The sequence below is a fragment of the Streptomyces sp. NPDC001415 genome, from assembly GCF_053597395.1.
On the sequence record NZ_JBSFIE010000018.1, the window covers coordinates 98,218 to 119,253 of the forward strand.

The window sequence follows — 21,036 nt, forward strand, 5'->3', positions numbered from 1 at the left end:
CCCGTGCCGGTCAGCGGTCGACGGCGTCCAGGGCGCGCCGCGCCATCGGGTGCGAGCGCACCAGACCCGCCAGCGTGGTGGCGCCGCGGGTGATGTCCGCGAATGCCTTCCACGCGGGCCGGAAGCCGGTGATCGCGGCGTGCAGCAGCAGCGGGCGCTTCTCGAAGAGGCTGAGCATCCGGCGGCCCACCCCCATCTCGACGCCGAGCCCGGCCTTGATGGCGAACGCGTAGTTCAGCGCCTGGCGGCGGGCGTCGACGGCGTCCTGCGACTCGGCGATGCGCACCGCCCACTCCCCCGCGAGGCGGCCCGAGCGCAGCGCGAAGGAGATGCCCTCCCGTGTCCACGGCTCAAGGAGGCCCGCCGCGTCGCCGCAGACCAGGACGCGACCGCGGGACAGTGGCGAGTCGTCGCTGCGGCAGCGCGTCAAGTGGCCGGAGGACACGGCCGGTTCGAAGCCCGCGAGGCCGAGCCGGGCGATGAAGTCCTCCAGGTAGCGCTTGGTGGCGGCGCCTTCGCCGCGCGTCGAGATCACGCCGACGGTCAGGGTGTCGCCCTTGGGGAAGACCCAGCCGTAACTGCCGGGCATGGGGCCCCAGTCGATGAGCACCCGCCCGGCCCAGTCCTCGGCGACGCTCGGCGGCACCGGGATCTCGGCTTCGAGGCCCAGGTCGACCTGCTCGGTCTTCACCCCGACGTGTGCCCCTATGCGGCTGGCGCTGCCGTCGGCGCCGACGACGGCCCGGGCGAGCACGGTCTCCCCGTCGGCGAGGACGACGGCGACGGTGCGCCGGTCGGGCACGGCCGAGCCGTGCTGCTCGACCTTGGAGACGGTGACGCCGGTACGGACCACGGCGCCCTCCTTCTCGGCGATCGCGACCAGGCCGGCGTCGAACTCCGGCCGGTTGATCAGCCCGAACAGCATCTTCTTGGACCTGCGGGTGCGCGTCAGCTTCCCGTTGAGGGAGAAGGTGACCGCGTGCACCCGGTCCTGGAGCGGCAGTTCGAAGCCGGGCGGCAGGGCGTCACGCGAGGGGCCGATGATGCCACCGCCGCAGGTCTTGTAGCGGGGCAGTTCGGCCTTCTCCAGGAGCAGCACCTTGCGCCCCGCGACCGCCGCCGCGTACGCGGCCGACGCTCCCGCCGGTCCCGCGCCGACCACGACGACATCCCAGACGGGCCCCGCACCCGGTCCGGTCACCGATGCGGCGGCGGGCTCGCCCTGGTGCTCTTCCAGCGGTCCGTCCGTCCCGGCGTCTGCGTTCTCGCTGCTCACGATGTGCCTTTGCTCCCCGTCCGACCAGTGGCCCCTGCTGACGACCGCATCCTACGGGGCAGTAGCCCCGCCCTCCTGTCCTGGCCCGTTGTGGGAGGATCGGCCATATCTTCGCTGTACACACACGTGCACCTGCGTATCTGTACATACAACGTCGCACCCACGAGGAGCGTGCCCATGACCGCCCATCCGATCGCCGAGACCATCGCCTCACTGATGCCCCGCGCCAAGACGGAGCTCACGGAGCTGGTCGCGTTCCAATCGGTGGCGGACGAGGCGGTGGCGCCGAAGAGCGAGTGCGAGGCCGCCGCGAACTGGGTGGCCGACGCGCTGCGCGCCGAGGGCTTCCAGGACGTCGCCCTGCTCGACACCCCGGACGGTTCGCAGTCGGTGTACGGGCTGCTGCCCGGCCCGGTGGGCGCGCCGACGGTGCTCCTTTACGCGCACTACGACGTGCAGCCCAAGCTGGACGAGTCGGCGTGGGTGACCCCGCCGTTCGAGCTGACCGAGCGCAACGGCCGCTGGTACGGCCGCGGGGCCGCGGACTGCAAGGGCGGGTTCATCATGCACCTGCTCGCGCTGCGCGCCCTGAAGGCCAACGGCGGCGTCCCCGTCTCCGTCAAGGTCATCGTGGAGGGCTCGGAGGAGCAGGGCACCGGCGGTCTTGAGCAGTACGCCGAGGCGCACCCCGAGCTGCTCACCGCCGACGCGATCGTCATCGGCGACACCGGCAACTTCCGGGTCGGCCTGCCCACGGTGACGGCGACGCTGCGCGGCATGACCATGATCCGCGTCCAGATCGACACCCTTGAGGGCAATCTGCACTCGGGTCAGTTCGGCGGCGCCGCCCCGGACGCGCTGGCCGCGCTCATCCGCGTACTGGACTCGCTGCGGGACGAGAACGGCCAGACCGTCATCGAGGGCCTGGCCGCGGACTCCGAGTGGGACGGGCTGCAGTACCCGGAAGCGGAGTTCCGCCAGGACGCCAAGGTCCTCGACGGGGTGGCGCTGCCCGGCACCGGCACCGTCGCCGACCGCATCTGGGCCCGGCCGGCCGTCACGGTCATCGGCATCGACTGCCACCCGGTGGCCGGTGCGACGCCGTCCATCCCGGCGAGTGCCCGCGCGCAGATCAGCCTGCGGGTGCCGCCCGGCCAGGACGCGGCCGAGGCGACCAAGCTCCTTTACGCGCACATCGAGAAGCACGTCCCGTGGAACGCCCGGGTCACCTTCGAGCAGGTGGGCCAGGGCCAGCCGTTCCGCGCGGACATCAACAGCCCGGCGTACACCTCGATGGCCGAGGCCATGGCGGTGGCGTACCCGGGTGAGGAGATGCAGTCCTCGGGCATGGGCGGCTCGATCCCGCTGTGCAACACCCTGGCGGCGCTGTACCCGCGGGCCGAGATCCTGTTGATCGGGCTGAGCGAGCCGGAGGCGCAGATCCACGCGGTGAACGAGAGTGTGTCTCCCCAGGAGCTGGAGCGCCTGTCGGTCGCGGAGGCCCACTTCCTGGTCAACTACGCGCAGTCCAAGCAGAGTTGAGCCAGTACGGGCTCGGAGGTTAAGCGCTCGGCGGACATCGCCCGGAGCGTAGATCCGTGCGGCGGGCGATGGCACCGACGTACGTTCGCCGCATGGATCTCGTAGAAGTCCTCCCCCGGCTGCACATGTTCCGCTTCCCCATCGGCCAGGCGTATCTGTGGCGCGACGACGACGGGCTCACACTCGTCGACGCGGGCGACGCGAACGCGGCGGCGCCCATCGAGGAGGCGATCCGCGGACTCGGGCTCGACCCGGCCGCCATCCGCCGCATCGTGATCACACACTGCCATCGCGACCACTTCGGCGCGGCCGGCGAGCTCGCCGAGCGCTACGGCGCCGAGGTGATCGCGCACCGCCTCGACGCCCCGGTGATCAGGGGCGAGGCGCCGATGGCCGAGCCGGTACTCCTGGACTGGGAGGTTCCGCTGTACGAGCGCGGCCTGACGCTTCCGGAGGCACCGCCGACCCGGGTGGACCGCGAGGTCGGCGACGGCGATGCTCTGGGCTTCGGTGACGGCGCGGTCGCCGTCCACTGTCCCGGCCACACCGACGGCTCGATGGCGGTCCATCTGCCGCGGCACGGCGTGCTGTTCACAGGTGACAGCGTGGCCGGGGTCGGTCAGGTGATGGTGGGCGTCTTCAACACCGACCGGGAGCGGGCGCTCGCCTCGTTCCGCCGCCTCGCCGGTCTCGGCGCGGACACCGTGTGTTTCGGGCACGGCGACCCGCTGACCGAGAACGCGGCGGCGGTCATGAAGGCCTCAGCCGACCGGGACTCCGGCCTCCAGGTTGAGCACGGTTGACCGCTCCCGGGCCCGCAGTGCCCAGCGCAGCCGCTCGAAGCGGGCGGGCGGCAGCAGCTGCGCCGCCTCCTGCTCGCTGACGAAGCGCCAGCCGCGCAGTTCGGCGCCGGGCAGCAGCACCTGCCCGGCCCGCGCACTGTCGAGCCGGCCGCCGTCGAAGAGCATCCGCAGGCCGCCGAAACCGGGGGGCCTGGGAGGTTCCCAGTCGACCACCAGCAGCCTCGGCACGCGGTCGAGCCGGACGCCGAGTTCCTCCTCGACCTCGCGGACGCCGGCCCTGGCCGGGGCCTCGCCGCGCTCGACGACACCGCCGGGGAACTCCCAGCCGGGCTTGTAGGTGGGGTCGACCAGGAGCACCCGGTCCTGTTCGTCGAAGAGCAGCACCCCGGCGGCGAGCGTCTCGGCGGTGGGCTCGGGGGTCTGCACGATCTCGCACGCGCGGGCCGCTCCGGAGCGGACCGCGTCGGCTATTCGCTCGGCGGTGCCGCGCGGCGTGAGCGCGCTGTTGTCGACGGTGTAAGCGTCGGCGGCGATCCAGCCGAGCGCGCGCCGGAAGGGCTCGATGTGCTCGTACGCCCATTTGCGGACCCGCTGCTCGTCGGCCTCGGGGTCGTCGGGGAACTCCACCCGAGCCGCGATCCGCGCCCGCAGGATCGTTTCCTCCTGAGTGAGGACCACATGGCGTACGGGTATGCGGCGGGCCGCGAGCCCACCGAAGATCTCGTCCCGGTAGTCCTGCCTCAGCAGGGTCATCGGCACCACGAGCACGCCGCCGACCTCGGCGTGCAGCGCGGCCGCGCCGTCCACCACCAGGCGTCGCCAGATCGGCAGGTCCTGGTAGTCACTCACCTGGTCGAGCATCTTCTGCGGCAGCAGGTACCGCAGTGCCCCGCCGATCACCTCAGGGTCGTAGAACGTGCTGTTAGGGATCAGGTCGATCAGCTCGCGCGCGGTGCTGGTCTTGCCCGCGCCGAACGCACCGTTGACCCAGACGATCACGGTTCCCCCTCTTCGGTAGCCCCCAGTGGACTGTCCGCAACACCCTGCCACGGAAACCCGCGCACCGGCTGTGGCCCTCCTTGATCACGTACCCAACTGTGGCCGGGCTGTTGCCTGCCGGCCGCCACCATGGGGCCCTCCGCGGCGTCTTGGTGTACGGGCACCGGCCACGGGGGGCCGTAACGCCGACGGCCAGGGCGTCGTTGTGCGGGTGCCAAAAGAGACGACAAGGGGGTGCGACGAAATGCGTCGTACGGTACTGGAACGCTTTCCCGCGGGCGGCCCGCGCGGCCACTGGCCCGCCGAGGAGTTCGCACGTGACCGCAGGAACGAAGGGCTCGCGGCGGAGGTCGTGATGGACCTGGAGAGCGACGCCTTCCTGGTCGTCGTCTCCCGCCCGGTGCCGGAACCGGTCGGCTGACGCCGCCGCGACCGCCTTCACAGCGGGCGTGGACTCCCTCAGAAATCACCGTAGTTGACCTGCCAGGTGGGCAGGCCCATGCGGCGCCAGATCGCGACGACCCGGTCCCGGTCGTCGAGGCTCACGCGGACGTTGAACCGGTGACGGACATGCGCGTCGAACAGCTCGGCCTTCACCAGGTCGTCGCGCCGCCCGTCGCCGGCCGGCCGCATCCACAGCTCGTCGTACGGCACGTCGTGCGCGGCGAGCCAGGCCTCGGTCTGCGGCCGGAACTCCTCGCCCCGGCCCGAAAGGAGCACGATCGTGTCCCCGTGCGCCTGCCGGAAGCCGGTCAGGGCGTCGCGGACGGACCCGTTGAGCCCGTCCTGCTCGCAGCGCGTGAAGTCGTACGGGTTGCGGTCGAGGTTGATGGCGAGCGTGCCGTCGATGTCGCACATCACCGCGCTGGGCAGGGTCTCGTCCGGGGTGTAGGGCTCGACCTCCGCGAGGACGACGGTGTCGTTCATCCAGGCGTCGGTGAGCCGCCATCCGTTGCGTACGGCCTTGGCGTGCTTGTCGGCGAGGAGGCGGATGATGTCCTCGCCGACCGGGTTGGCGCGGGCCGCGTCGCGCCGCAGGCACTCCTCGACCGGCACGTCCGTGAAGTCGTGCACGACGAACCGGGCCCGGCCCGCCACGGCCGCCTTGAGGCGCTTGGGGATGTTCGGGGTCAGATGCGTGTTGTCGACCACGACGTCGAACCCGGCGGCGATCGTCTCGCGCACGGCGGCGTCCTGGACCGCGAGGACGGTCTGCTCGGCGGTGTACGACCGCTCCCGCCCCTCGCCCGCGTTGTCGAACATGCCGCGCAGGTCGTCGAGGTTGACGCGGCGGCACTGGCCGCCGGAGTCCGCCACGAGCTTGCGGGCGGCGGTGGTCTTACCGGAGGCGGGCAGTCCGGTCATGACGTGCACGGTGGGCATGGAGCGGTTCAGCTTTCTTCGTCGTTCGTGAACGGGTCGGCGGCCGTCGGCTTGACGGACCGCCAGATCATGAGGTCGATGCCGCGTCCGTCGAGCAGTTGGAACACGGCCGCGCGTACGGTGCGGTTCTGGATCCGCCGGGCGGCGCGGGCGAACGCGCCACGGTCCTCGGCCAGTTGGGCGATGTCGCCGTACCGTTCGGCGGCGAGGCGGGCCAGTTCGGCGGCCTGCCCGTCGAGGCGTGCCGCCACGCTCTGCACCCAGGTGTCGAACTCGTCGGGGACCTGCTGAAGCATAGCTTCCAGCGGGTCTGCGCCGTCCGCGGTGAGTTCCGCGATCTCGCCGGGCGCGCAGCCGAGCGCTTGGGCGACCCGCTTGGGGTCCTCGCCGGCGAACCGGCGGATGCCGAGGTAGCGCCAGATGTCCCGCTCGGTGATGCCGGTGAGCACCTTGTGCAGCCGTACGTACTCGCTGATCTTGGCCTTGACCCGCAGCCCGGAGGCGTACCGCAGGACATAGCCCTCGGCGTCCGTGCCGGTGGCCTCGCGGCCGTCGGCGTGGACGTTGGACTCGGCGCGTGCGAGGAGCTCGGCGAGCGGCATCGCGGGCCACGTCCGCGCCACCGAGCCGACCGGCGCCCAGTCCTCGGCGGCCCGGGAGAGACCGATCTCCTCGCCCGTCGCGTCGTACGCGGCGAGGAGCACGAGGTCCCGGCGGCCGCCGTAGTCGACGACGATCCGGTTCTCGGGGTAGAGGATCTCCGCGAGGTAGGTGACACCGGGCCGCAGCGCCGTCGTGTCCCGCCCCTCCAGCCAGGCGGTCGCCCAGGCGGCCTGTTCGGAGGTGAACGAACCCCGGGAGGCGACCCGCCAGCGGCCTTCGTAGTGGAAGGCGATGCCGAGCGAGCCGTCGACCTTGTCGTACACCTCGAACGGCTCGTCGGGCAGCGGCGGCGCGTAGGGGCGGCCGTGGGTGTGCTCGCCGACGTTGAAGAACTTGGGCAGGCAGTGCGCGACGACCGTCCCGCTCACGTCGTCGACCACGAGCCCGCGGCAGCGCGTGGTCACCTCGTCCCAAGCCTGCTCGTACTGGCACGCCCTCGTGTAAGAGAGGATCGACAGCGGCAGTTCGGGGTGCTCCTTGCGGACGACGTGGCCGGCGTCGATGGCGGCGGCCAGGCCTGCGGGCGGGACTATACGGTCGAGGTCGATCACTGCTTGCTCCTGGGAAGGGTGCTGTCACCTGCAGCTTGACCGATCCCGACCGGCGGAGCGAGGGAATTTCGATCAGCGCTCAGGCCGCGAGCGGGATGCTGGGCGCGATGAAGTAGCCGTCCCGGTCGTACCAGCGGATCTCGGTGATCCGCACGTCGTGGAACCCGGTGCGCTGGAAGATGGGATCCATGAGCGCGGCCCCGTCGGGGGCGTCGGCCGTCTCCAGGTCGAGGATGGTGACGGTGGGGTTCAGGGGACTCGGCCGCCGGGCGACCTCGCGGCCGGGCAGCGGGTTGTGCGCAGCGTCGAAGTCGTGCAGGAGTGCGGTGGCTACGTGCAGTTCGACGGTCATGGCGACCTCCGAGATCAGGCTGCGGCTGCCCGTGCGACGGCCGGGCGGCAGCAGGCGCGAATCCGCTTGGGGTCGCAGACCTTCTGGCGAACGCCTTGAGGGGCGGTGGACCGGCGCTTGAGCCGGGGTCGACGGCTGGTCGCGGGGACGACGCGCCCGGGTGCCTTCCCGGGCCCGCCGCCCTGACGCTCCGTCAATTACCTGCTGCTATCCCTTGCTCGAACCCAGCGTGAGCCCCGCGATGAAGTGCCGTTGCAATAGCAGGAACACGATCAGGGTCGGGAGCGCGACGATCACCGAGCCCGCCGCCAGCAAGTTGTAGTCCGTGAAGAACTGGCCCCTCAGGTTGTTCAGCGCCGAGGTGATGGGGAGCTTGTCGCCGTCGGACATGAAGACCAGGGCCCACAGGAAGTCGTTGTACATCCAGGTGAACTGGAGCGTCGCCAGCGCCGCGAGGGCCGGGCGGCACAGGGGCAGGGTGATGCGCCAGTACTGGGTCCACACACCGGCGCCGTCGACGATCGCCGCCTCCAGGATCTCCTGCGGCAGGGTGCGCATGAAATTGGCGAGCACGAAGACGCAGAAGCCGACCTGGAAGCCGACCTGCACGGCGATGACGGCCCAGTACGAGTCGAACATCGTCATCGAGTCGGACATCCAGTACGGCAGCGGGATGCGGTTGAACACCACGTACAGCGGGGTCACGATCACCTGCTGGGGCAGCAGGTTGCCCGCCGTGAAGAGCATCAACAGGACGACTCCGCCCCGGAGTCGCAGGCGTGAGACGGCGAAGGCCACGAACGAGGCGAAGAAGAGGACGAGGATCACGCCCGGCACCGCGATGATCAGGGTGTTGACGAAGTACTTCGTCATGCCCGCGTCGGTGAAGGCCTGCTTGTAGTAGGCGAAGGAGAGGTGTTTGGGGAGCGAGAGATAGCCGTAGCGGGAGGTCTCGTCGTAGGGGCGCAGTGACGCGTACACGGCGAGCAGCAGGGGCGTGAGGAAGGCGAGCGAGACGGCCATGAGGAACGCGTGCACGCCGAGGCGGCCCGGGCGCACCCGGCGCCGGCGGGTGGCGGGTGCCGTTGCCGGGGCGGTGGTCGTGGGCGCGGGCGCGGTGTGGGTGGTCATCGGTTCTTCTCCCCTCGGATCTCCTGAACCAGGTACGTGATGACGAACCCGAGGGAGACGGTCAGCAGCACCACGGCGATCGCCGAGCCGAAGCCGATGCGGCTGGCCTCGCCGATGATGTTGTCGGTGACGAGCACCGAGAGCACTTCGAGGCCGTTGCGCCCGTGGTTGACGGCGTACACGATGTCGAAGGCGCGCAGCGACTCGATGACCGTGATGACGCCGACGATGACGTTCACCGGGCGCAGGGTGGGGAGGACGACGCGGAAGAAGGCCTGGCGCTCGCTCGCACCGTCGATGGCCGCGGCCTCCTTGAGCGAGGGGTCGACGGCTTTCAGGCCCGCGAGGTAGAGGATCATCACGTAGCCGGTGTGCCGCCACGCCGCGGCCAGCAGGATCATCCAGATGTTCAGGTCCGGGTCGCCGAGCCAGTCGGTGGGGTTGTTCCTGTTGCCGAGCAGGGCGTTGAGCGCTCCCTGGTCGCGGGAGAAGACCAGTTGGGCGATGAACCCGACGACGGCGAGGGAGAGCACGACCGGCATGTACAGCGTCGACTGGTAGAAGCGGCTGAACCGTACGCCCCTGTCGATGAGGACGGCGAGCAGCAGCCCGAACGGCGTTGCCACGAGGCCGAGTACGCCCAGCCACATCAGGTTGTGCCGGACGGCGGGCCAGAACGGCGGGTAGTTGGTGAAGAGGTTGGTGTAGTTCTGCGTGCCGACCCATTTGATGTCGCCGATGCCGTCCCAGCTGGTGAAGGACAGGACGACGGAGGCGAGGGTGGGGCCCCACACGATGGCGATGTCGAGCAGGACGGGCAGTCCAAGCAGCACGCCGAGGACGACGAGGTCGCGGGCGGTGAACCGCCTGGAACCCCGTCGCCCTCCGCGCCGCGCGGTGATGAGCGCCACGGCTGAGTACTCCAAGTCGAAGCGAGCGTCGGTCAGTTGGAGGTGCTGGGATCTCGTCGCGGGCCCGGGCGGGGGCGGCCCCGGGCTCTCAGCCCTCGGCGGCGAAGATGGTCTTCTTCTGGCGCTCGATGTCGTTGACGAGGCCGTCGACGTCGTTCGGGTTGCCGATGAACTTCTGGATGGCCGGGATCATCACGGTGGAGGCGAAGTCGGGGCGGGTGTCGCGGTCCAGGAACTGCGAGATCTGCTTGGCCCCGGAGACCAGCTCGACCGCCTTCTTCTGCAACGGGCTGTACTTCGCGGTGTCCGCCCCGGAGTTGACCGCGATGTTGTTCGGGTCGCCCGCGAGGTAGATATCCTCCGCCTTGGGCGTGGCGAGCCACTTGAGCAGGTCCTTGGCGCTCTCCATGGACTGCTTGTTCTTCAGCTCCTTGGCGTTCTTGGCGAGGAGGAAGCCGTCGATGGGTGCCTCGACCGCGTCCTGTCCGTACTGCGGGTTGATCTCCGGGAACGGGAAGAACGCGATGTCGCCCTGGTCGGATGTGGGGAACTGCTGGCCCACGTGCGGCAGTCCGAACACCGCCATGCCCGACTGCTTCTTCTGGAGGCTCTGCGCGGCCTCCTGCCAGGTGCGCCCGTTCGCGCCCTGCTGGCAGTACGGAAGGATGCGGCGCCAGCTGTCGAAGACGTCCTTGACCCGCTTGTCGGTCCACGCCTCCTTGCCGGCCATCAGGCTCTTGTGGAAGTCGTAACCGTTGGTGCGCATGTTGAGGTAGTCGAAGGTGCCCATGGCGGGCCAGCCGTCCTTGTCGCAGAACGCGATGGGATCGAGCTTGTCCTTCTGCATCTGCTTGGCCAGCTCGACGTACTGGTCGAAGGTCTTCGGCGCCGTGTACCCGTGCTCCTGGAACACGCTCGCGCGGTGGAAGACCGCCCACGGGTAGTAGTAGTACGGCACGAAGTACTGCTTGCCGTCCGCGCCGGTGGACTGCGCTTTGAGCGCGTCGGAGAAGCCCTGGAAGCCCGACCAGAGGTCGCTTAGGTCGTACAGCAGGCCCTTCTGCGCGAAGAACTGCATGCGGTAGCCCGCGAACCACATGAAGACGTCGTCCGGCTTGCCCTGCAGATAGCGGTTGATGTTCTCCTGGAAGGTGTTGTGGTCAACGGTGTTGACCTTGATCTTGCGGCCTTCCTTGGACTGCTTCTCGTACGCCGCGAACGCGTCGGCGAATGCCTTCTTCGGGACGGCGTCCGAGGAATTCGAGCCCAGGCGGATCGTCTTGGTGTCCCCGCCGGGCCCGCTGTCGCACGCCGCGAGCAGCGAGGGCAGCGCGACAGCCCCGGCGCCGATCGCCGCACCACGCAGAAGATTCCGCCGAGACATCCGATGTCCTGCCACGCTACCGGGCGCCATAGGACCATTGAACGATGACTGCGCCATGTACCCCTCCTCCGGGGTGCGACCCAACACAACCAAACGCGAGGGTTGGATCACACCCCCAAGTCAGGGTGTCGTCAAGGGATTTGACGCAAAGCCAGGCAACCGTTACCGCTTCTCGTCCAACAGACTTCAACAAGCCCTACCGGAAATGCTCGTCATTCGGTGAGGGGCCGGCAGAGGGATGAAGTCATCCCGCCTTGCGCGGGCGCGGAGGGATGTGACGATGCGTCACCTTCCGGCTCGCGGCCGCCTTTTCAGCGCTCCGACGACTCCTCCCCCGTAGTCGTTCCACCCGCTTAGCCGGTGAGAGGTGTGAGAGGAGTGAGAGATATCGTCCGTCAACTACCAGATTCTGTTCGTCACTTCAGCAATGCCGCCTCGTCCGACCGCCGCTCCGATGCCGCCGCGGCCGCCCCCACCAAACCCGCGTCCGGGCCCATCAGCGCGGGCGCGACGGTCAGGCGCTGGACGAAGGAGAGCGTGGCGTAGTCGCGCAGGGCTCGGCGCAGGGGGGTGAAGAGGACGTCGCCCGCGCCGGCCACTCCCCCGCCCACCACCGCGATGTCGATCTCGACCAGCGTGGCGGTCGCCGCGATGCCGGCGGCCAGCGCCCGGGCCGCACGCTCGAAGGAGGCGACCGCGACCGGATCACCGGAGCGGGCGGCCGCGGCGACGGCGGCGGCCGACGTGTCACCGTCGGGGCCGGGCCGCCAGCCGTTGTCCAGGGCTCGGCGGGCGATGTTGGGGCCGCTCGCGATCCGTTCCACGCAGCCGCGCGCCCCGCACGGGCAGGCGTCGCCGTCGAGGTCGACGCTGATGTGGCCGATGTGGCCGGCGTTGCCGGTGGGACCGGGGTGCAGTTTGCCGCCGAGAACGAGCCCGCCGCCGACGCCGGTCGACACGACCATGCACAGCGCGTTGTCGTGGCCGCGGGCGGCGCCGAGCCAGTGTTCGGCGGCGGTCATCGCGACGCCGTCGCCGACGAGTTCGACGTCGAGTCCGCCGGTGACCGCGCGCACCCGCTCGACCAGCGGAAAGCCGCGCCAGCCGGGGATGTTGACGGGGCTGACCGTGCCCGCCGACGCGTCCACGGGCCCGGCGCTGCCGATGCCGACAGCGCTCGTACGCCCCCACAGCGGGGATCCGGTCAGCTCGGCGAGGACCGCCTCGGCCGCGCGCATCACCGTGTCGCCGTCCTCGTGGGCGGGAGTCGGCCGCTGGGCGCGGACGAGCAGCCGGCCGCCGGCGTCCACCAGGGCTCCGGCGATCTTGGTGCCGCCGATGTCGAGCGCGGCCACGAGGTCGGTGTGCATCGAGGTCGGATCTCCTGGTGAGGGCCGGGTAACAGCAGGTCAAGATGAGAGTCTCCCTGCATGTGACAACGTTGTCCAGGGCCTATGCTCGACGCCACACACACCGTTATGGCACTCGACCGCGCCGGACGGCTCCCGACGACGACAGGACAGCGCACTGTGGCCGAGAACGCCCGCCACCACGAGCCCCGCTACGGCAACCGTCCGACGATGAAGGATGTCGCCGCGCGCGCCGGTGTCGGCCTCAAGACGGTGTCCCGGGTGGTCAACGGTGAGCCCGGGGTGACCCCGGACACCGAGCGGCGGGTGCAGGAGGCCATCGAGGCGCTGGGCTTTCGCCGCAACGACAGTGCACGCGTGCTGCGCAAGGGCCGCACCGCGTCGATCGGCCTGGTCCTCGAAGACCTCGCCGACCCGTTCTACGGGCCGCTCAGCCGGGCCGTGGAGGAGGTCGCGCGGGAGCACGGGGCGCTGCTCATCAACGGCTCAAGCGCCGAGGACGCGGACCGCGAGCAGGAGTTGGTCCTCGCGTTCTGCGCCCGCCGGGTCGACGGGCTGATCGTGATCCCCGCCGGGTCCGACCACCGCTATCTCGAACCTGAGATAAAGGCGGGCGTCGCGACGGTGTTCGTGGACCGCCCCGCCGGGCAGATCGACGCCGACGTGGTCCTGTCCGACAGCTTCGGCGGCGCCCGCGCGGGCGTGGCCCACCTCGTCGCGCACGGCCACCGGCGGATCGGCTTCATCGGCGACCAGCCCCGCATCCACACCGCCACCGAGCGGCTGCGCGGCTATCACGCGGCCATGGCGGACGCGGGTCTGACGGTCGACGACTCCTGGGTGTCGCTCGGCTCGACCTCTCCCGAGCGGGTGCGCGCGGCCGCCGAGTCGATGCTGGCGGGGCCGGACGCGGTCACCGCGCTGTTCGCGGGCAACAACCGGGTGACGGTCACGGCGGTACGCGTCCTGGCGGGCCGCGAGCGCCCGGTGGCCCTGGTCGGCTTCGACGACATCGAACTGGCCGACCTGCTCGGCATCACGGTGATCTCGCAGGACGCCGCGACCCTCGGCCGCACGGCGGCGGAGCTGCTCTTCCGTCGGCTCGACGGCGCCGACGAGACGCCCACCCGCGTCGAGCTGCCCACCGTGCTGATCCAGCGCGGCTCGGGCGAGATCCCGCCGCCCTCTCTCGGCTAGGCCGCCGCCCGGAGGGTTCACGCAGTTCCCCGCGCCCCTGGCGGGGCTGGTGCTCGCCCGGGTTGTACAGGACCCCGGCGGGACTGGTGGGTGGTTGGGTCAGCAGGGCTTCAAGCCGGGGACCGGCTCGTCGTTGTTGCCGCCCTTCAGGTAGACCACGCTGACGTAGACGTTCGTGTTGCCGCTGTCGTCGTCCGTCCTGGCCCACCAGGTGTTGGTCCACTTCCCGTACGTCTCGCGGCGGCCCAGGTTCGCCTGGCAGTAGAAGTAGTTGGTGCCCGCGTTGAGCACGCCCGCCGCGCCGCCGTCCTGCCGGATGCTCTTCGCGCTGCGCCACACCTGGCAGTTGAACTTGCCTCCCGCGATCGGCTGGCAGCTGCCGGCCGGGGGCGCGGCGCCGCCTGAGGTGCCGCCCGTACTGGGGGCACTCGGGGGGTTCGTCTTCGGGTCGGGCGCCTTGCTCGCGCCGCCCTTCGGGTCGTTCCCCTTACCGGCATCGCCCTTGGCGGACGGGTTCGGGCTCGAACTCGGCGCGGGCGAGGGAGAGTTGGGGGTGGAGCTCGCGGAGGGACTGGACGTACTCAGACCGGCCGCGCCCAGCTGATCGTCCGCCGTGCCCGTTCCCGGTGTCGCGCTGTTCGCCGCCCCCACCGCCCGCTGCCCGCCGGTCGCGTCCCCATGGTCGAGGAGCGCGTACGCGACACCGCCGCCGACGAGCAGCACGGCGGTCACTCCGGCGGCGACCAGGGCCTTGCCCCGGCCCCGCCCGGCGGCCGGTTCCGGGACGTGCGTGACGACGGGGCCGAAGCCCTCGGCCTTGTGCGGCACCGGCGCCGGCGTGACGGGTCCGAACCCCTCTGGCCGGTGCGGCAGCGCATCACGCACGGTCGCGCTGCGCGGAGGCGAGGCCGCCGGCGGGGAGGCGGACCGCACCGTGGTCGGCCCGGTCTCCCCGTCGGCGGCCGCTGCGGCGACCTCCGCGAGCAGCCGGGCCGCGGTCTGGGCGTCGGGCCGCCGAGCCGGGTCCTTGTCCATGAGGCGCTGGAGTACGGGCCCGAGCGGGCCGGCCCGGCGTGCCTCGGGCAGCGGCTCGACCACGATCGCGTTCAGGGTCGACCAGGTGGAGGTGCGGCGGAAGGGGGCCGCGCCCTCGACGGCCGCGTACAGCGTGGCGCCGAGCGCCCAGACGTCGGACGCGGGGCCCGGTTCCTGACCCTGGGCTCGCTCGGGCGCCAGGTAGTCCAGGGAGCCGACCAGTTCGCCGCTGCGCGTCAGGTGGGTCTGTGAGCCGTCGCCCGGGTCGTCCATGGCGGCGATGCCGAAGTCGGTGAGGACCACCCGGCCGGAAGCGTCGAGGAGGACGTTGCCGGGCTTCACATCGCGGTGCAGCACGCCCACCTGGTGGGCCGCGGCCAGCGCTTCGAGGACCTTGGCGCCGATGGCCGCGGCCTCGCCGTGCTCCAGGACGCCGCGTTCGCCGAGGACGTCGTCGAGCGAGGGGCCGTCGATCAGCTCCATGACGATGACCGGGCGGCCCTCGTGCTCGGTGACGTCGTGGACGGCGACGACCGAGGGGTGGCGCACCCGCGCCGCGGCTCGTGCCTCGCGCTGCATGCGCAGCCGCAGATCACCCAGTTCGGGGGCGGACGCGTCGCTGAACGTGCGCAGTTCCTTGACGGCGACCTCGCGGCCGAGCACTTCGTCGTGGGCACGCCACACGACGCCCATGCCGCCGCGGCCGAGCTGCTCGACGACCCGGTACCGGCCCGCCAGTAGTTGGCTCTCCCCCGTAGACACCGCTGCCCCGTCCCTCTGTGGCGATTGTGGTCGCGTACAGAGTACGGGGCAGCGGTGACAGTCCTCGGGGCCCGTTCGGTCCCGGTCGTGCTACGGGGCGGTGACGGTGAGGGTGCCTCGGCGGGGGGAGGCGAAGGCGTCGAGGTCGGCGCGGGTCAGGCCGGTCAGGCGGGCCACCTCCGCGTTGTCGAGGGCGCCGCAGTCCAGGCCGCGCAGCAGGTAGCCGCTGAGCGCCTTGGCGGTGGCGGGCTCGTCCATGACGTCGCCCTCGGTCTTGGCGACGTACGCGGCGAGGCGCCCGGCGGCCTGCTCAAGGCCCTCGCGGTAGAAGGCGTACACGGCCGCGTACCGGGTCGGCATGTGGCCGGGGTGCATGTCCCAGCCCTGGTAGTAGGCGCGGGCGAGGGCGCGGCGGGTGAGGCCGTAGTGGAGGCGCCAGGCCTCGTGGACGTGCTCGGTGGAGCCGACGGGCAGCACGTTGGTCGAGCCGTCCGAGACGCGTACGCCGGTGCCCGCGGCTGCCACCTGCATGACGGCCTTGGCGTGGTCGGCGGCGGGGTGGTCGCTGGCCTGGTAGGCGGCGGAGACGCCCACGCAGGCGCTGTAGTCGAAGGTGCCGTAGTGCAGGCCGGTGGCGCGGCCCTGGGCGGCGTCGATCATCTTGGCCACGGCGGCGGTGCCGTCGGCGGCCAGGATGGACTGGCTGGTCTCGATCTGGATCTCGAAGCCGAGCCGTCCATCGGGCAGGCCGTGCGCCTTCTCGAAGGCGCTGAGCAGCCGTACGAAGGCGGTGACCTGCTCGGGGTAGGTCACCTTCGGCAGCGTGAGCACGAGGCCGTCGGGCAGGCCGCCATGCTGCATGAGCGTGGTGAGGAAGACGTCGGTGGTGCGGATGCCGCGGTCGCGGACCGCGGCCTCCATGCACTTCATGCGGATGCCCATGTACGGGGCGGCGGTGCCGTTCTTGAAAGCCTCGGCGATGAGACGGGCGGCGCGCGCGGCGTCGGCGTCCTCCTCGGCGTCGGGGCGGGGGCCGTAGCCGTCCTCGAAGTCGACGCGCAGGTCCTCGATGGGCTCGCGGGTCAGCTTGGCGCGCACCCGGTCGTACACGGGCTGCGCGAGCTCGTCGGCGATGCCGAGCACCTTGGCGAACGAGGCGGCGTCCGGGGCGTGCTCGTCGAGCGCGGCAAGCGCCTGGTCGCCCCAGGAGCGGAGGGTGCCCGCGTCGAAGACGTCGCCGGGTACGTAGACGGTGTGCACGGGCTGGCGGGTGCCGGGGTCGCCCGGGTAACGGCGGGCGAGCTCCTCGTCCACTGCCACGAGGGAGGCACTGATCTCCTCGCTGACCACGCCCGCGAGGCTCGTTGCCACCTGCTCCTGCTGACCCATCCTGCACCCTCCACACCGTCGAACTTTTCCGCTTCACGGAATCAACAATCCGTATAGCGAAGTTAATAGGCCGCTTCTCCTGCGTCAATGGTTGTCCGAAACGACCGGGGGCCGCGCGGTGAAGATCACCACGCGGCCCCGGGCCGGACAGAACTCGCAGGTCAGCCCTTGCGGGAGTTGACCTCTTCGGTGAGCTGCGGGACGACCTGGAACAGGTCGCCGACCACGCCGTAGTCGACCAGGTCGAAGATCGGGGCCTCGGCGTCCTTGTTGATGGCCACGATGGTCTTCGAGGTCTGCATGCCGGCCCGGTGCTGGATGGCGCCGGAGATGCCGTTGGCGATGTAGAGCTGCGGCGAGACCGACTTGCCGGTCTGGCCGACCTGGTTGGAGTGCGGGTACCAGCCCGCGTCCACCGCGGCGCGCGAGGCGCCGACGGCCGCGCCGAGCGAGTCGGCGAGAGCCTCGATGATCCCGAAGTTCTCGGCGCCGTTGACACCGCGGCCGCCGGAGACCACGATCGCGGCCTCGGTCAGCTCGGGGCGGCCGGTCGACTCGCGCGGGGTGCGCGCGGTGACCTTGGTGCCGGTGGCCAGGGCGGAGAAGGTGACCGACAGGGCCTCGACGGCGCCCGCGGCCGGCGCGGCCTCCACGGCGGCCGAGTTCGGCTTGACCGTGATGACCGGGGTGCCCTTGGAGACGCGGGACTTGGTGGTGAAGGAGGCGGCGAACGCGGACTGCGTGGCCACCGGACCCTCGTCGCCGGCCTCCAGGTCGACGGCGTCGGTGATGATGCCGGAGCCGATGCGAACGGCGAGGCGGGCCGCGATCTCCTTGCCCTCGGCGGAGGACGGGACGAGCACGGCAGCCGGGGAAACGGCGTCGTACGCGGCCTGGAGGGCGTCCACCTTCGGCACGACGAGGTACTCGGCGAACTCGGGGGCGTCGGCGGTGAGGACCTTGACCGCGCCGTGCTCGGCGAGCGCGGCGGCGGTGTTCTCGGCGCCGGCGCCGAGCGCGACGGCGACGGGCTCGCCGATGCGGCGGGCCAGCGTCAGCAGCTCAAGGGTGGGCTTGCGGACGGCACCGTCCACGTGGTCGACGTAGACCAGAACTTCAGCCATGGGACTTCAATCTCCTGCAAGTGCGAAGAAAAGACGGGCAGTTGAGGGGCTCGGCGAGCCCTAAGTGCGGGGTCGGGCCGGAAAGTTCCCGGACCGGTGGGGCACTTAGATGAACTTCTGGCCGGCCAGGAACTCGGCCAGCTGCTTGCCGCCCTCGCCCTCGTCCTTGACGATCGTGCCGGCCGTGCGGGCCGGACGCTCGGCCGCGGAGTCGACCGCGGTCCAGGAGCCTTCGAGGCCGACCTCGTCGGCGTCGATGTCCAGGTCGCCCAGGTCCAGGGACTCCACCGGCTTCTTCTTGGCGGCCATGATGCCCTTGAAGGACGGGTAGCGGGCCTCGCCCGACTGGTCCGTCACCGACACGACGGCCGGCAGGGACGCCTCAAGCTGCTCGGAAGCGGTGTCGCCGTCGCGACGGCCCTTCACGACGCCGTCCTCGACGGAGACCTCGGAGAGCAGCGTGACCTGCGGGACGCCGAGGCGCTCCGCGAGCAGCGCCGGCAGGACACCCATGGTGCCGTCGGTGGACGCCATGCCGCAGATGACCAGGTCGTAGCCGGTCTTCTCGACGGCCTTGGCCAGGACCAGCGAGGTGCCGATCACATCGGTGCCGTGCAGGTCGTCGTCCTCGACGTGGACGGCCTTGTCGGCGCCCATCGAAAGCGCCTTGCGCAGCGCGTCCTTGGCGTCCTCGGGGCCGACGGTCAGCACGGTGATCTCCGCGTCGTCCGCCTCGTCGGCGATCTGCAGTGCCTGCTCGACCGCGTACTCGTCGAGCTCCGAAAGGAGGCCGTCGACGTCGTCGCGGTCGACGGTCAGGTCATCGGCGAAGTGCCGGTCGCCGGTGGCGTCGGGCACGTACTTCACACAGACAACGATCCTCAAGCTCACGCCGGCTCTCCTACTGCATCGTCATTTCTGGGCTGCCTTGATGCACGCAGCATAGGCGCCTGATGGGGCGGTTTCCGGTCGGGGCGACCGGCGCTCCGAACGAAATATTACTCGCCAGTACACCCAGCTTGTTCCCAGTAAGCAAGCGCTTTGAACTGTGACCTTGCCAACGCTGAGTAATCGAACCGGTGAGGAACTTTCAGTCGCGCAGCGCGTTGAAGCGGCCCTGGTGGTAGAGCAGCGGGCGGCCGGCGCCCACGGGGTCACCGACGACCGCCTGACCGAGCACGATGCGGTGGTCCCCGGCCGGAATGCGGGCCACCACCTTGCAGACCAGCCAGGCAAGGACGCCGTCGAGGACGGGAACGCCCTCGGGGCCGGTGCGCCAGCCGGTGGCCGGGCCGAACCGGTCGGCGCCGCTGCGGGCGAAGGTGGCGGCCAGGTCCTGCTGGTGCTCGCCGAGTATGTGCACGCCGATGTGGTCGGCCTCGGCGACGACGGGCCAGCTGGAGGACCCGGTACCGATCCCGAAGGAGATCAACGGAGGCTCCGCGGCAACGGAGTTGAGGGAGGTGGCGGTGAAGCCGACAGGCCGGCCGGCCCGCTGGGCCGTGATCACCGCGACGCCCGCGGCGTGCTGGCGGAAGACCGACTTGAGCAGTTCGGGAGAGGCGGTCTGAGCGGTACCGAGTTCGGGCGAGGCCGTCATGGAATTGTCCTTCTGCGGTGGGTGCGACGGGGGCTGCGGATGTTCAGCAGCCCGGACAGCGCGCGCTCGCGTTGCGGGCGAGGTCCACATGGGCGCGTCCGTAGAGAAGGAGGTCTGTCGGCACATCGTCAGACTGACGATTCGGCGCGGTCGCAGTCAAGTGGCTTCCGGGATATGGGAGATCCCTCACTGCGGACCTCGGCAACAAGGCGGGCGCGCACCTCACACCGCCTGCCCGAGCGCGGCGATGACGTCCGCGCGGCGCGGCTGCCCGGCCGCCCGGCGCACGATGCGGCCCGCCGCGTCGAGCACGAGCACGGTCGGGGTGCGCACGATCTCCAGGTCCCGTACGAGAGCGAGCCGCTCCTCCGCGTCGATCTCCACGTGCGCGACGCCGTCCACCATCGCGGCCACCTCGGCCAGGGTGCGCCGGGTCGCCCGGCAGGGCTGGCAGAACGCACTGGAGAACTGCACCAGCGTGGCCCGCCGCCCGAGCCCGCACCCCAGCTCGGCCTCGCCGAGCCTGCGCCCGCCGTCGTCCACCACGCCGCCTCCCACCACCGCTGCCCCCGCCCACGTCTCTACGCGCGCCCACGTCTTCACGCGGCCACTACCTGCCCTGTCGTACGGTTGCAGCGCGTATCGGTCCGCAATGATTCCCCGGGTCCCGACCTGCGAAGACGTGACGAGAATCTCCCCTGCGCACAGCGCCAGGACTGGCCAGCTCGGCGCGCATCGGGCACCATCTGCCCAAAGCCTAAAACCTACGGCTGCGTAACTTATTCTCCGGGAGCACCCTCCCCGGGCACACGAAGGGTCTCCCCTCAGATGGCAGAACTCGTCTATCGGCCGGTCATCGGCGCCGCACTCACGATGTTCAAGGCGCTCGACCTGAAGATCGACACCCAGGGTTCGGAGAACATCCCGCGCACGGGCGGGGCGGTGCTCGTCAGCAATCACATCAGCTATCTCGACTTCATCTTCACGGGCCTCGCGGCGCTGCCGCAGAAGCGGCTCGTGCGCTTCATGGCCAAGGAGTCGGTGTTCCGGCACAAGATCTCCGGCCCGCTGATGCGCGGCATGAAGCACATCCCGGTGGACCGCAAGCAGGGCGAGGACGCCTACCAGCACGCCCTCGCGTCGCTGCGTTCCGGTGAGGTGATCGGTGTGTTCCCCGAGGCGACGATCTCGCAGTCCTTCACGCTGAAGAGCTTCAAGTCGGGTGCGGCGAGGCTCGCTCAGGAGGCCGGGGTTCCGCTGATCCCGATGGCGCTGTGGGGCACTCAGCGGGTGTGGACGAAGGGGCGTCCGCGCAACTTCAAGCGCAGTCACATCCCGGTCACCATCCGCGTCGGCGAGCCCGTGGAGGCGCCCGCCGACCAGTACGCGGGCGCCATCACGCGGCGGCTGCGCGAGCGCTGCCAGGAGCTCCTCGAAGCCGCCCAGCGCGCCTATCCCGTACGCCCCAAGGACGCGGGCGACACCTGGTGGGTGCCGTCGCACCTGGGCGGTACGGCGCCGACGCCCGAGCAGGTGAAGGCCGCCGAGGCCAAGGGCTGAATCG

Annotated in this window: 20 protein-coding genes; 5 read left to right on the forward strand and 15 right to left on the reverse strand. The window is 70.8% G+C overall.

Going from position 1 to position 21,036, the window contains the following annotated elements; all coding sequences use genetic code 11:
- Positions 1 to 10: 10 nt before the first annotated feature.
- Positions 11 to 1,276, reverse strand: a complete 1,266-nt coding sequence (locus tag ACWC2B_RS23665; protein ID WP_450719688.1) for a geranylgeranyl reductase family protein — start codon at positions 1,274 to 1,276, stop codon at positions 11 to 13.
- Between the two features lie 177 nt (positions 1,277 to 1,453).
- On the opposite strand from ACWC2B_RS23665, the gene ACWC2B_RS23670 reads away from it, so the two are divergent.
- Together ACWC2B_RS23670 and ACWC2B_RS23675 are read left to right on the forward strand one after the other, a co-directional pair.
- Complete coding sequence (locus ACWC2B_RS23670) at positions 1,454 to 2,818, forward strand: M20/M25/M40 family metallo-hydrolase (RefSeq protein WP_450719690.1); 1,365 nt, start codon at positions 1,454 to 1,456, stop codon at positions 2,816 to 2,818.
- A gap of 92 nt (positions 2,819 to 2,910) precedes the next feature.
- The gene (locus ACWC2B_RS23675; RefSeq protein WP_450719692.1) at positions 2,911 to 3,621 is read left to right on the forward strand and encodes an MBL fold metallo-hydrolase; all 711 of its coding nucleotides are present in this window, start codon (positions 2,911 to 2,913) and stop codon (positions 3,619 to 3,621) included.
- On the opposite strand, the gene ACWC2B_RS23680 is transcribed toward ACWC2B_RS23675, so the two are convergent.
- Positions 3,580 to 4,620 carry an NUDIX hydrolase gene (locus ACWC2B_RS23680; protein ID WP_450719694.1) on the reverse strand — a complete coding sequence of 347 codons (1,041 nt, stop codon included), beginning with the start codon at positions 4,618 to 4,620 and terminating at the stop codon, positions 3,580 to 3,582. The genes ACWC2B_RS23675 and ACWC2B_RS23680 overlap by 42 nt on opposite strands.
- 244 nt (positions 4,621 to 4,864) lie before the next feature.
- On the opposite strand from ACWC2B_RS23680, the gene ACWC2B_RS23685 reads away from it, so the two are divergent.
- The gene (locus ACWC2B_RS23685; protein WP_450719696.1) at positions 4,865 to 5,041 is read left to right on the forward strand and encodes a hypothetical protein; all 177 of its coding nucleotides are present in this window, start codon (positions 4,865 to 4,867) and stop codon (positions 5,039 to 5,041) included.
- Positions 5,042 to 5,079: 38 nt separating this feature from the next.
- Here ACWC2B_RS23685 and ACWC2B_RS23690 read toward each other — a convergent pair whose 3' ends face one another.
- The 7 genes from ACWC2B_RS23690 to ACWC2B_RS23720 form a co-directional block, all read right to left on the reverse strand.
- Positions 5,080 to 6,003: a phosphatase domain-containing protein gene (locus ACWC2B_RS23690; RefSeq protein ID WP_450719698.1), complete on the reverse strand. Its 924-nt coding sequence runs from the start codon at positions 6,001 to 6,003 to the stop codon at positions 5,080 to 5,082.
- 8 nt (positions 6,004 to 6,011) lie between these two features.
- Positions 6,012 to 7,217 carry a T4 RnlA family RNA ligase gene (locus ACWC2B_RS23695; protein ID WP_450719700.1) on the reverse strand — a complete coding sequence of 402 codons (1,206 nt, stop codon included), beginning with the start codon at positions 7,215 to 7,217 and terminating at the stop codon, positions 6,012 to 6,014.
- Positions 7,218 to 7,296: 79 nt separating this feature from the next.
- Positions 7,297 to 7,569 carry a hypothetical protein gene (locus ACWC2B_RS23700; RefSeq protein ID WP_450719702.1) on the reverse strand — a complete coding sequence of 91 codons (273 nt, stop codon included), beginning with the start codon at positions 7,567 to 7,569 and terminating at the stop codon, positions 7,297 to 7,299.
- 207 nt (positions 7,570 to 7,776) lie between these two features.
- Positions 7,777 to 8,700 carry a carbohydrate ABC transporter permease gene (locus ACWC2B_RS23705; RefSeq protein ID WP_450719704.1) on the reverse strand — a complete coding sequence of 308 codons (924 nt, stop codon included), beginning with the start codon at positions 8,698 to 8,700 and terminating at the stop codon, positions 7,777 to 7,779.
- Complete coding sequence (locus ACWC2B_RS23710; protein ID WP_450719706.1) at positions 8,697 to 9,626, reverse strand: carbohydrate ABC transporter permease; 930 nt, start codon at positions 9,624 to 9,626, stop codon at positions 8,697 to 8,699. The genes ACWC2B_RS23705 and ACWC2B_RS23710 overlap by 4 nt, the downstream gene beginning before the upstream one ends.
- Positions 9,627 to 9,699: 73 nt before the next feature.
- Positions 9,700 to 10,995, reverse strand: a complete 1,296-nt coding sequence (locus ACWC2B_RS23715; RefSeq protein ID WP_450719708.1) for an ABC transporter substrate-binding protein — start codon at positions 10,993 to 10,995, stop codon at positions 9,700 to 9,702.
- Between the two features lie 416 nt (positions 10,996 to 11,411).
- Positions 11,412 to 12,365, reverse strand: coding sequence for an ROK family protein (locus ACWC2B_RS23720; protein WP_450719710.1), 954 nt, complete (start codon positions 12,363 to 12,365; stop codon positions 11,412 to 11,414).
- A 159-nt stretch (positions 12,366 to 12,524) separates the two neighbouring features.
- Between ACWC2B_RS23720 and ACWC2B_RS23725 the strand changes: the two genes are divergently transcribed.
- Positions 12,525 to 13,562: a LacI family DNA-binding transcriptional regulator gene (locus ACWC2B_RS23725; RefSeq protein ID WP_450719778.1), complete on the forward strand. Its 1,038-nt coding sequence runs from the start codon at positions 12,525 to 12,527 to the stop codon at positions 13,560 to 13,562.
- Positions 13,563 to 13,661: 99 nt separating this feature from the next.
- On the opposite strand, the gene ACWC2B_RS23730 is transcribed toward ACWC2B_RS23725, so the two are convergent.
- From ACWC2B_RS23730 to ACWC2B_RS23755, 6 genes are all read right to left on the reverse strand, one after another.
- Positions 13,662 to 15,359, reverse strand: coding sequence for a serine/threonine-protein kinase (locus ACWC2B_RS23730; protein ID WP_450719712.1), 1,698 nt, complete (start codon positions 15,357 to 15,359; stop codon positions 13,662 to 13,664).
- A 90-nt stretch (positions 15,360 to 15,449) separates the two neighbouring features.
- Complete coding sequence (locus ACWC2B_RS23735) at positions 15,450 to 16,748, reverse strand: DUF6986 family protein (protein WP_450719714.1); 1,299 nt, start codon at positions 16,746 to 16,748, stop codon at positions 15,450 to 15,452.
- Between the two features lie 161 nt (positions 16,749 to 16,909).
- Positions 16,910 to 17,872 carry an electron transfer flavoprotein subunit alpha/FixB family protein gene (locus tag ACWC2B_RS23740; RefSeq protein ID WP_450719716.1) on the reverse strand — a complete coding sequence of 321 codons (963 nt, stop codon included), beginning with the start codon at positions 17,870 to 17,872 and terminating at the stop codon, positions 16,910 to 16,912.
- Between the two features lie 105 nt (positions 17,873 to 17,977).
- Positions 17,978 to 18,763 (reverse strand): electron transfer flavoprotein subunit beta/FixA family protein, encoded by a 786-nt coding sequence (locus ACWC2B_RS23745; protein ID WP_189960484.1) that lies wholly within the window; start codon positions 18,761 to 18,763, stop codon positions 17,978 to 17,980.
- Positions 18,764 to 18,962: 199 nt separating this feature from the next.
- Positions 18,963 to 19,472, reverse strand: coding sequence for a flavin reductase family protein (locus tag ACWC2B_RS23750; RefSeq protein WP_450719718.1), 510 nt, complete (start codon positions 19,470 to 19,472; stop codon positions 18,963 to 18,965).
- Positions 19,473 to 19,694: 222 nt separating this feature from the next.
- Complete coding sequence (locus ACWC2B_RS23755; protein ID WP_450719780.1) at positions 19,695 to 20,033, reverse strand: TlpA family protein disulfide reductase; 339 nt, start codon at positions 20,031 to 20,033, stop codon at positions 19,695 to 19,697.
- Between the two features lie 267 nt (positions 20,034 to 20,300).
- Between ACWC2B_RS23755 and ACWC2B_RS23760 the strand changes: the two genes are divergently transcribed.
- Entirely contained in the window at positions 20,301 to 21,032 is a 732-nt protein-coding gene (locus ACWC2B_RS23760) for a lysophospholipid acyltransferase family protein (protein WP_450719720.1), read from the forward strand.
- The last annotated feature ends 4 nt before the right edge of the window (positions 21,033 to 21,036 follow it).

Coding starts and splice junctions, on each gene's coding strand:
- ACWC2B_RS23735 (WP_450719714.1), bottom strand. CDS start 16,748: ATGGGTCAGCAGGAGCAGGTGGCAACGAGCCTCGCGGGCGTGGTCAGC.
- ACWC2B_RS23750 (WP_450719718.1), bottom strand. CDS start 19,472: ATGACGGCCTCGCCCGAACTCGGTACCGCTCAGACCGCCTCTCCCGAA.
- ACWC2B_RS23720 (WP_450719710.1), bottom strand. CDS start 12,365: ATGCACACCGACCTCGTGGCCGCGCTCGACATCGGCGGCACCAAGATC.
- ACWC2B_RS23685 (WP_450719696.1), top strand. CDS start 4,865: ATGCGTCGTACGGTACTGGAACGCTTTCCCGCGGGCGGCCCGCGCGGC.
- ACWC2B_RS23700 (WP_450719702.1), bottom strand. CDS start 7,569: ATGACCGTCGAACTGCACGTAGCCACCGCACTCCTGCACGACTTCGAC.
- ACWC2B_RS23690 (WP_450719698.1), bottom strand. CDS start 6,003: ATGCCCACCGTGCACGTCATGACCGGACTGCCCGCCTCCGGTAAGACC.
- ACWC2B_RS23760 (WP_450719720.1), top strand. CDS start 20,301: ATGGCAGAACTCGTCTATCGGCCGGTCATCGGCGCCGCACTCACGATG.
- ACWC2B_RS23670 (WP_450719690.1), top strand. CDS start 1,454: ATGACCGCCCATCCGATCGCCGAGACCATCGCCTCACTGATGCCCCGC.
- ACWC2B_RS23715 (WP_450719708.1), bottom strand. CDS start 10,995: ATGTCTCGGCGGAATCTTCTGCGTGGTGCGGCGATCGGCGCCGGGGCT.
- ACWC2B_RS23675 (WP_450719692.1), top strand. CDS start 2,911: ATGGATCTCGTAGAAGTCCTCCCCCGGCTGCACATGTTCCGCTTCCCC.
- ACWC2B_RS23740 (WP_450719716.1), bottom strand. CDS start 17,872: ATGGCTGAAGTTCTGGTCTACGTCGACCACGTGGACGGTGCCGTCCGC.
- ACWC2B_RS23705 (WP_450719704.1), bottom strand. CDS start 8,700: ATGACCACCCACACCGCGCCCGCGCCCACGACCACCGCCCCGGCAACG.